This window comes from Kitasatospora sp. NPDC089509, assembly GCF_044749365.1.
Classification (GTDB): Bacteria; Actinomycetota; Actinomycetes; order Streptomycetales; family Streptomycetaceae; genus Kitasatospora.
In genome coordinates this window covers 219556-227863 of the sequence record NZ_JBIVHS010000014.1, presented here as the reverse complement: position 1 = coordinate 227863, position 8308 = coordinate 219556, and the positions used below count along the sequence as shown (strand labels likewise).

6 protein-coding genes are annotated in these 8308 nt (G+C 67.1%); all 6 read right to left on the bottom strand.

All coding sequences use genetic code 11. The annotated features are described in order from the left end of the window. Positions 1–1469, bottom strand: a 1469-nt coding sequence (locus ACIP4P_RS27385; protein ID WP_400922821.1) for a hypothetical protein, incomplete at its 3' end; no start/stop codon positions are given. A 679-nt stretch (positions 1470–2148) separates the two neighbouring features. Next, entirely contained in the window at positions 2149–3669 is a 1521-nt protein-coding gene (locus tag ACIP4P_RS27380; RefSeq protein ID WP_400922819.1) for a Dyp-type peroxidase, read from the bottom strand. A gap of 206 nt (positions 3670–3875) precedes the next feature. Beyond that, entirely contained in the window at positions 3876–4892 is a 1017-nt protein-coding gene (locus tag ACIP4P_RS27375) for a hypothetical protein (RefSeq protein WP_400922817.1), read from the bottom strand. A gap of 63 nt (positions 4893–4955) precedes the next feature. Further along, positions 4956–5951 carry a helix-turn-helix domain-containing protein gene (locus tag ACIP4P_RS27370; RefSeq protein ID WP_400922815.1) on the bottom strand — a complete coding sequence of 332 codons (996 nt, stop codon included), beginning with the start codon at positions 5949–5951 and terminating at the stop codon, positions 4956–4958. A gap of 126 nt (positions 5952–6077) precedes the next feature. Then, the gene (locus ACIP4P_RS27365; protein WP_400922813.1) at positions 6078–7508 is read right to left on the bottom strand and encodes an NADH-ubiquinone oxidoreductase-F iron-sulfur binding region domain-containing protein; all 1431 of its coding nucleotides are present in this window, start codon (positions 7506–7508) and stop codon (positions 6078–6080) included. A 17-nt stretch (positions 7509–7525) separates the two neighbouring features. Further along, positions 7526–8299: a hypothetical protein gene (locus ACIP4P_RS27360; RefSeq protein ID WP_400922810.1), complete on the bottom strand. Its 774-nt coding sequence runs from the start codon at positions 8297–8299 to the stop codon at positions 7526–7528. Between the last annotated feature and the right edge of the window lie 9 nt (positions 8300–8308).

The following is an 8308-nucleotide window of genomic DNA, read 5'->3' as shown; positions in this document are numbered from 1 at the left end:
GTACCGGCGTTGTAGAAGACGTTCATCGGGTACCGCGGCACGGTCAGCGTGGACGAGCCGACGGCCCGCTGGGCGGGCTCGCGGGAGGCGTCGCTACCGGTGTACTTGATGCCGTTGGCGGCCAGCGCCGGCGCCAGGTACGGGTTGTCGCTGGTCTCCTGCGGGGCGGTCAGCAGACCCGAGTGCTCACCGGTGACGAGCACCTGCGGGTCGACCTTGAGGCCGTTCGCGGCGGCCCAGTCGAAGTTCTGCTTGATCTGGGTGGAGATGGTGTTCTGGTCCACCCAGACGGTGTTGCCCGAGGCGTCCTTGGTGCACTTCCACGGCACCACGGAGACGTCCTGCACGCAGCCCAGGTACGGGTGGGTGAAGGTGTGGTTGACCCACCGGTAGCTGGTCTGGTCGGCGATCAGCTGGTTGGCGGTCGGGTCCACCGTGGTCTGGTGGTCGGCCTTCCAGTCCTCGCTGCCGCCGCCGTTGAACACCATGTCGATGGTGAAGTTGTTGGCGGCCTGCCACTGCTTGAGGTACTGCGCGTCGGCCGGCGTCATCCGGATCGGATTGGCAGCTTCCTTTGGAGCTCCATGTCCGCAGTCGACATCACCCGGAGTGCAGCGAAACTCGGAGGACCAGCGGTCGTCGGCCAGGAACACGTCGTCCACGTGGGTGGCGAAGTAGTTGCGGTCGTAGCCGAGGTGGACGCCCTGGGTGATCCAGTCGACCATTCCGCGGGCCAGCAGCCGGTACTGCTGCTGGTACTGGTTGTAGACGAAGGTGACGACCAGTTCCTTGCGGCCGTCGTGGGTGTACTCGCCGACCAGCGAACCGCGGGTGGTCGAGCCGGGTATCGCGGCGTCGACCAGCGGGACGAAGGAGGCGCCGGACGGCAGGTTGGCCAGCGGGGTGGCGAGGTAGCCGTAGCTCTCGCTGACGTTCGGGTCGTTGTCCTCGAACGGCACGCTGCCCTTGAGGTACCCGAACGGGCCCGAGGTCCCGGCGGCGGTCACCACAGCTTGCAGACCGTCCAGGTTCCCGGCTTTTGGTGCCGGATTGAGGCCAACTCCCGCGCTCGCGACCGCATGCGCGTCGATCTGCCGAACGTTGAAAGCCGCTTCGTAGGTGGCGATCGCGGTCATCTCGGCGGCGCTGTTGGGGAAGGGGTTTTCGTTGGGCAGCACGATGCCCTGGTACTTGCCCCGGGGGAGCCCGTTCACCGTGTCGCTGAGGAAAGCGGAGTTGATCACGGGGCGCTTGGGGTCATTGAGGCTGACGACCTTGTACGGCGTGCCCTGGCTCTTCAGCTCGGCGGTGATCGCCGCGACGGACGGGCCCCCGTCGTCGATGACCAGGACGGTGAGGTCGATCCTGGGCGCCGACGTGGTGTCGCCGTGGGCCAGGGTGATCTGCAGGCCACTGGCCAGCAGAACTGCCGCTGCGCAAGCGGCAACTCTTCGGGACGCTCGACCCATGTTCTAATCCTCCGTTTCGTTGAATGGCCAGTTCCCTGAGGTCGTTGGTGTCCTGTCCTGCGGGGAGGCTCCTCTGTCCTCCGACACCGATCAACCGGTCAGGTCTTACCTAAAGATTCGGCGGTGAACATCTCAGCCCGAGGACAGGCGGCGTTCCCGTAACGGTCGTCGCGCTACCCCTGCCTCAGAGCGGCGAGGAGAGTCTTCTCCTCAACCGTTCGGCCAAGCCCGTGGAGCATCGGCGGGCCCTTGTCGTACGGCGCATCGCCGTCTTCCCACCCGGGCCAGGCTCGTAGAGCTTGACGGACAAGAAGACAGACTTGTCCGGGCGAGCCTTCAACTCGGTGGCCTAGAAGTCTGGCGACCAAGTCAGCGCCTTTGTGTGCTCTCCAGAACTAGTTGGCGTATTGGGCGAAGAATCCGGCATTGCAGCCGTCACACCAGTCAGTGGACGAGGCACTGCCGCCAAACCGCTGGCACATCATTTCGCGTACCACAGCGGCATCGGACAAGGGGCATCGTAAGTGGGGCAGCCCCTGAGTCTCCAGAGCCTAACCACCGGACTGCTCACTGGCCCTACACGCGCCTACGGCGGTCGCGCCGACAGCGGAGAACGCGTGGGGTGTCCAGCGCCAGGGCGCCGATTACGAAGGCGACAGCAGAAACGAATCTGTTCGCCTCACAGGAGGTGCCTCACGTTCCCGAAGGCCAGGTCATACAAGACAGAGATGGCAGGGGTGAAGGCGTAGATGGCGCCCTCTGTGCGCACGAACTGGTCGAGGGAGAGTGAGATGCTGCGGGTTGCGCCGTTGGCCCGGGGCCGGAAGCTGACCTTGTTGACGTTGCCGATCAGCGGGTCGGCGCCGGTTGCATGCCGGGGGAATCGCGCGTTGTTGACCCAGGTGTGCTGGAGGAACTCGAACTGTTCCACGAGGTCAGCCTGATAGCAGACGAAGAGTAGGCCCCGAGGGGTATCGGCACCGTAGATGGGGTCAGCGGAACGCGGGTCGAAAGGGGGACCGAACGGGATGCCCCGGCGGATGATCCGGCGGGGGTCGCTCCCGGAGAACGGGGTGTCCGGGCTGTGTTCCGGTAGGAAGGACTGATCGTCGCGAGGGTTGGTCTTGCGTATGTGCGAGAACAGCGGCGTCTGCGTGCCATCCGGATCATCGCGGTAGCTAAGGTCGTTGTCGGGCTTCTCCCCCGGGGGTGGCGGGATGTCGGACATCGGGCAGCGGGCGATCGGGGTGCCGGAGGGCCATCGCCCTACCATCCGGGCGGCGAGCCAGACGTCGTCTGCGGTATCGGGCACTGCACCGGACTTCTTCAGGATTTCGAGCTGTGGGCCGAGTTGGGCACGCCATCCGGCGACGTCCTGGGCGAGGCGGCGGATGACCTGGAACGATCCTCCGATGGCCCAGGGTGGGAAGGCTTGGGCCTGCTGATCGGCTCCGATGACGAACCGGCTCGCCGGCAGAATCCGGGTACCGGGGCTTCCGAGGACGTTCTGGGGGTCGTCGGGGTCCGACTGATGGAAGCCCTGCACAGCGGGCTGGCTGACGCCGTCAGCGAAACCGAAGTGCTCGTGGCCCCGCAGTGGCCCGGGAAGGGTTGCGCCATCCTGTCGGCTGACCACTGTCGCACCATGGGCGGCGAGCACAGAGCAGTGCCGCTCGATAGCGGCGGCCAGCCATACGGGATCGTCCGAAGCCAGAGTCAGCACGGCGTGGATCACGGGGCGGCTGCCCGCCCCAAAGAGCCAGTTCCCCGGACCGTTGACGCCGGTGTCCCCCACTTTGCGGGCTCGTGCCGCAGCACCTTCACGAAACGCTTGCAGGGCTGCGGGGCAGCTGACCGCCGACCGGAACGGGTCGGCGTCACTGAGGAGGACGAGCCCGGGGTAGGTGACACTCAACCCGGTCCAGTCGGCGCTCATGCCTACGGGGCCGGTCTCGCTGTCCTCCCGCCTGGCGGCGCTGAAAGCGGCGTTGAACTCGGCTACGACGCGGGTGCTGGCGATCTCGGGGACGATCAGGCGCAACCACTGGCGGGCCGTGCCGGTGTCCTCGAATTGAATCATCAGCAGGCACTGGTGATCCTTCCGGAACCCAGCGAGGATGTCTCCCTGGATGTCTTCGCTGCTGCGCAGTGGCAGCGCGGGGTCGATCAGCTGCGTGGCGTGTCGGTCGATTTCGAACATACGACTGCTCCTTGATGTGCTGGAGGTAGATTCGATCAACCTGTCCGTGGCGGCCGGGAGGGCTGTCGTCAGCGGGTGGGATCTCGCGCGGCGGCTCGCAGAAGGCATCGCCGTGTGCTTCATTCTTAGTCCGCGAGAGGACGTCTGACACATGCGTCGTCCCATGAGGCACGTCGCAGGCACATCCGGGCCTGGCGGATAGCCGGTCAAGAGGAAGGCGGCACGCCCGACGCAGGTGTGTCCGGGGCCGCCAGTACGGCGGCGATGTCCTCCAGTCGGCTGTTCATGGCGATGAGAGGCAGCACCCGGCGAGGCAGCACCATGCTGGCCAGCAGGTAGCACCGTCCGGGTGCGACGTGCCCGGGAACAGCACTCGCCACCACTACGGCCGACGGGCTGGGCCAGTCGCGTGGGTCCTCCGGACCGCCGGGGGCTGCAATGATGATCGCCCACCAGGTGCCGTTGGAGTCGCAGACGTAGCGCTCCAGACTCCCGAGGGGGAAGACGTCTGCCCAGGACAGCAGTTCGCCGCCGGCGTCGTCTCCAGGCGCCACGGCCGGATGCGCGTCGTAGAAGGCGTTCCGGTGCGGGAACAGAGGCGGCGGCGAACCCAACCCACGCAGGACACCGTCGAGCCAGGCCAGGTAAAGCGGGTCCATGACCGTGCGCCACTCGGCGAAAGCGGGCGCCAGAGCCATGGCATGGAAGGCATTCTCGGCATGCCTGGCCAGTCTGGCGACACTGTCGGTGAGGGGGCCAGGGGCTTGGCAGCGGACGAGTTCGGCACAGATCGCCGATTCGGCACGCATGCTGCAGGTCGCACGGGCCCAGGCGGCCCCGCTGACCGCGTGGTTCCATGGCCGTGGTCCGGTCCTGCTCACCGTGGACGAGGAGCCTACCTCGTCCACAGCCTGCCTGAGCACTGCGGCAGCGTGGGCAGTGGCGGCGCCGCACGATCTGAGGGCATCGGCGCGTCGGTCCGACGGGGCCGTGCCGGGCCGGTAGACGAGCTCGTCGAGCCCGGCGTGAATCCGTCCGGCGATCGCGTTCAGCTGTTGAACCTGATGGAACCAGTACAGGGCGTCGGACAGCACGGGGCCGCTGCAGCCGCCGGCTTCGGTGCTGTCAGCCGAGAATTCCGTCCGCAGTACCAGCGGCAGTCTGCACCACACTTGGGGATCCAGCGCTGTCCCCGGGCGGTCTCCCTCACGGTTGTAGCGCACCGCCGCTTCTCCTTGGAACACACCTAAGTCAAGTGATCGCGACAGAGCGTCCGCCGCCTGCCGTCAGTCGCTCTCCGGCAGGTCCACCTCCGCACTCGAGCACAGCGACTCGACCGCCCTGGGCCGCCGACGGCGCGGGCCTGGCAAAAGCTGGCGGAGCCTTAGAGCCAGCTCCAGCTCGAAGCGGCTTCGGGGATCGTGCAACGCCGCGCCGAACAGGCGCTCCAGCTTCCGTACCCGGTACCTGATGGTCTGCGGATGAACGCCGAGGACTCTGGCCGCGACGGTCGACCCGCCTCCGACCAGCCAGACCATGAGAGTCTCGCTCAACTGCTCGCGCTGACGTTGCGTCAACTTTTCCATCACTCCGAGTCTGTGCTCCACCAGGAGGGCCGCCAGCGCCTCGTCCTGCAGCAGGATGACCATCGAAAGGTGCTCCTCCACGTAGGAGACGCCGGGCCCGGAGCCATTCGGATGCTGAAGGGCCAGAAGCCGGCGTGTCCAACGCAGCGCCGCACCCGCGTCCGCCCGCCCTACCGCCGGTCCGACCGCTGCCGCTCGACCACTCAGGAGGGTCCGAAGGCCGGCAGAGGTCTCCCGTCCCGGGTCGGGGATGAGAATGCACAGCTCTCCCGATGCCAGGAGCGTCATGATGCTGTCCGCTGTCGGCAGTCGCGGCAAGGTCCCGTTGGCTGCCATCACGACCGGCTGGACCCGTTGCGGAAGGCCGGCCCAGCCGATTGCGATGGCCAGTGCCTCAAGCGCCTCCGGAGATAGCCGGCTCTTGCCGATGAGCGCATCAGCCATGTGGCGGCGGGCTCGACCGGCTCGAACATCCGTTTCTTCCTTCCGGGTCTCGCAGCTCCGGTGCTGCGGTTCCCCGTCACCTGGGCCCTCCTCCTCAAGGCACCCATCGGCCTCCTCAACACCATCGAGCGCGGCCTGGAGTACTCGTTCGACAGCGGCCCAGCGGTCCTGGGAGCGAGACCCGGTATCCGCAGCGGACCGCTCGTACCGGCCGACGATCTCCACAATGTCCTTCAGGAACAGCGCGGTCACTCGGAGGATCGAACGGGCAGCCAGCTGTGGAGGTTTCCGCGGCCGAGGGGGGAGGTCGTTCATGGACACGGTCTGTCCCTTTCCAAGCGCCGGACGGTTAACGGGGTGGTGCGGGCGGCCGGTCGATCAGCCGACGATTCTCAGGGCAAGCGCCGGGCAGCGGCGCACCGCCCGGACCGCGTCCGCGCGCTGCTCTTCCCGCAGGGGCATCGTGGCCGTCGTGGGATAGCCGTCGGGGCCGAGCTGGATGAGACCGGGCAGGACATCGGCGCACAGGCCGTGGGCCCGACACAGTGTCCAGTCGATTACGAGTTGCTGGTCCGTCGCTCTGCCCGAATCACCAGTGATGGGCAGCACGCCCTTCACCGGTCTGCCGCACCCTCCGGAGTAGACGTGCTGGCCGACATCGTCAGGGAATGCCTTCAACGCCGAGGAGACGAAGCGCGAGGTGCCGTCGGGGTGCGAGCATGCGCCCCGCCCCAGGACGCCGCGCACATGCGTGTGGACGGCATCGTATGCGACCTGTCCGCCGGAGGTGGTCAATGCCTCCAGCCCGTCGGCGAGCCGGGCAAGCCCCCACACGCAGGGCCCGCATTGCTGTGCCGACTCATCGGCCATCCATCGGGCCACTCGGGCCGTCTCGCCGACGGGGCATGTCTCCTCCGGAAGTGGCAGCACTGCGCCGGCACCGAGTGTCGCGCCCAACGCCCTGAGCGACTCCCGGGAAGCCAACGCCAGTTCACTCGCCCTGGCATCGAGCCACATGCCGTGGTATCCACCCACCAGGAGCCCCTGTCCGACAGACATGCCGCACATCTGCAGGATGTAGCTCAACGGAACGCCCGTGGGCACCTCCACGACCACCTCTCCGGCGAGGGTGAGCAGGACTGTGCCGGGTTCGTCGGGCAAGCCGGTCTGGCCATAGCGCTCTGCCCCGAGCCGAACAGCAACCGCTAGCTGGGCGAAAGTCTCGGTGTTCGAAAGCAGTGTCGGCTGTCCGTCCAGTCCGCGTTCGCTGGTACGGGTCTTGCGGCCGGCGGGGAGAGCCGGCCCGCCGTTGAGGCCGTTCGTCAACGCCGAGCCCTCGCCCGTGACGAACCGTTCGGGCAACCTGGTGACCCTCAGGTCGACCCGCGATGGCCCGCGTTCGGCGAGCGCCCGTTGGATGGAGTCCTCGATGTCCTCGCGCGTCACTCCGACGACGACCTGGTCTGCGTCCAGCGCGACGGCTGCCGCCTCTGCGCCATCTAGAACCAGGTGGGGGGCGTTGAGCAGCAACGCGGTGTCTTTGAGGCAACTCGGCTCCCCTTCAGTTCCGTTGACCACGACTGCGGGGTTCCCGTCGGCCTTGCGCGCAGAATCCATGACGGCCTGGATCTTGCGGGCAAACGGGAAGCCTGCACCTCCGCGGCCGCGGAGGTCGATCGTTCGTGCCAGGGAAACCACCTCATCGGAGCGCAGGATCGGAAGAGGGCCGTGCACGGACAGGTGCCGTGTGCGGTCGAGCCTGCCGGTGTCGGTACCCGCCAGGAGCACGGCCGGTCCGAATGAGGTCACGATGGGCCGTACCTCGTTCACGGGGCGCCTCGCTTGTAGACGAAGGTCGGCGCGATGGACTGCTCCGTCGTGGGCGGGTTTTCAGTCCGCTCTACGGGCGGAAACATTGGAGGAGAGGACTCGGGCCCCAAACGGGGTCCAGGAGACGCCGGGCCCGCGGCACCTGCGGTCGACACGGCGCCCTGGCCCGGCAGTTTCCTCTTCGAGCGGAGCTTCAGCAGGAGTACGAGAGCGACGGCAGCGAGACAGATAACATACGAGATGGTCACCCAGTCCTTGCCGGCCCTACCAGACTTGAGGCCGTGCACCAGCGCCGCCGCCCAGGCGACGTACGACGCCATATGCAGTGCCCGCCACAGGTTTGCGCCCTGCTGGGAGGCGAATCGGCTTCGCACCGCACCAGTGATGGCGACACCCACGAAGGTGTACCCGGCAAGGGTGCCCAGGCCCACGAGTACCGGCTGGGCATCATCCGCGAAGGGCACGACGGATGCCAACGCGCCCACGTGCTTCTCCGACACCTTGATCCAAATGTGCAGGGCAAGGAAGGCGAGCCCCGCCACCGCAAGGACCCTGTGCACGCTCTGGGCGATCAAGCGGTGGTTCGAGTACAAGAAGAAACGATCGGTTGAAGCCAGTCCCCACAGCACCGCTGCGCTGAGGCAAACCAGGGCGAAAACCCCGGCGCCGAAATCGAGAAACTGCTGCACTCCACTCGATAGCCGGATCGCGCCCGCGTAGAGGGCGACAAACGCCGCGGCGAAGAATCCGCCGAGCACCACGCGCACCACCAGGCGACG

Coding starts and splice junctions, on each gene's coding strand:
- ACIP4P_RS27380 (WP_400922819.1), bottom strand. CDS start 3,669: ATGTTCGAAATCGACCGACACGCCACGCAGCTGATCGACCCCGCGCTG.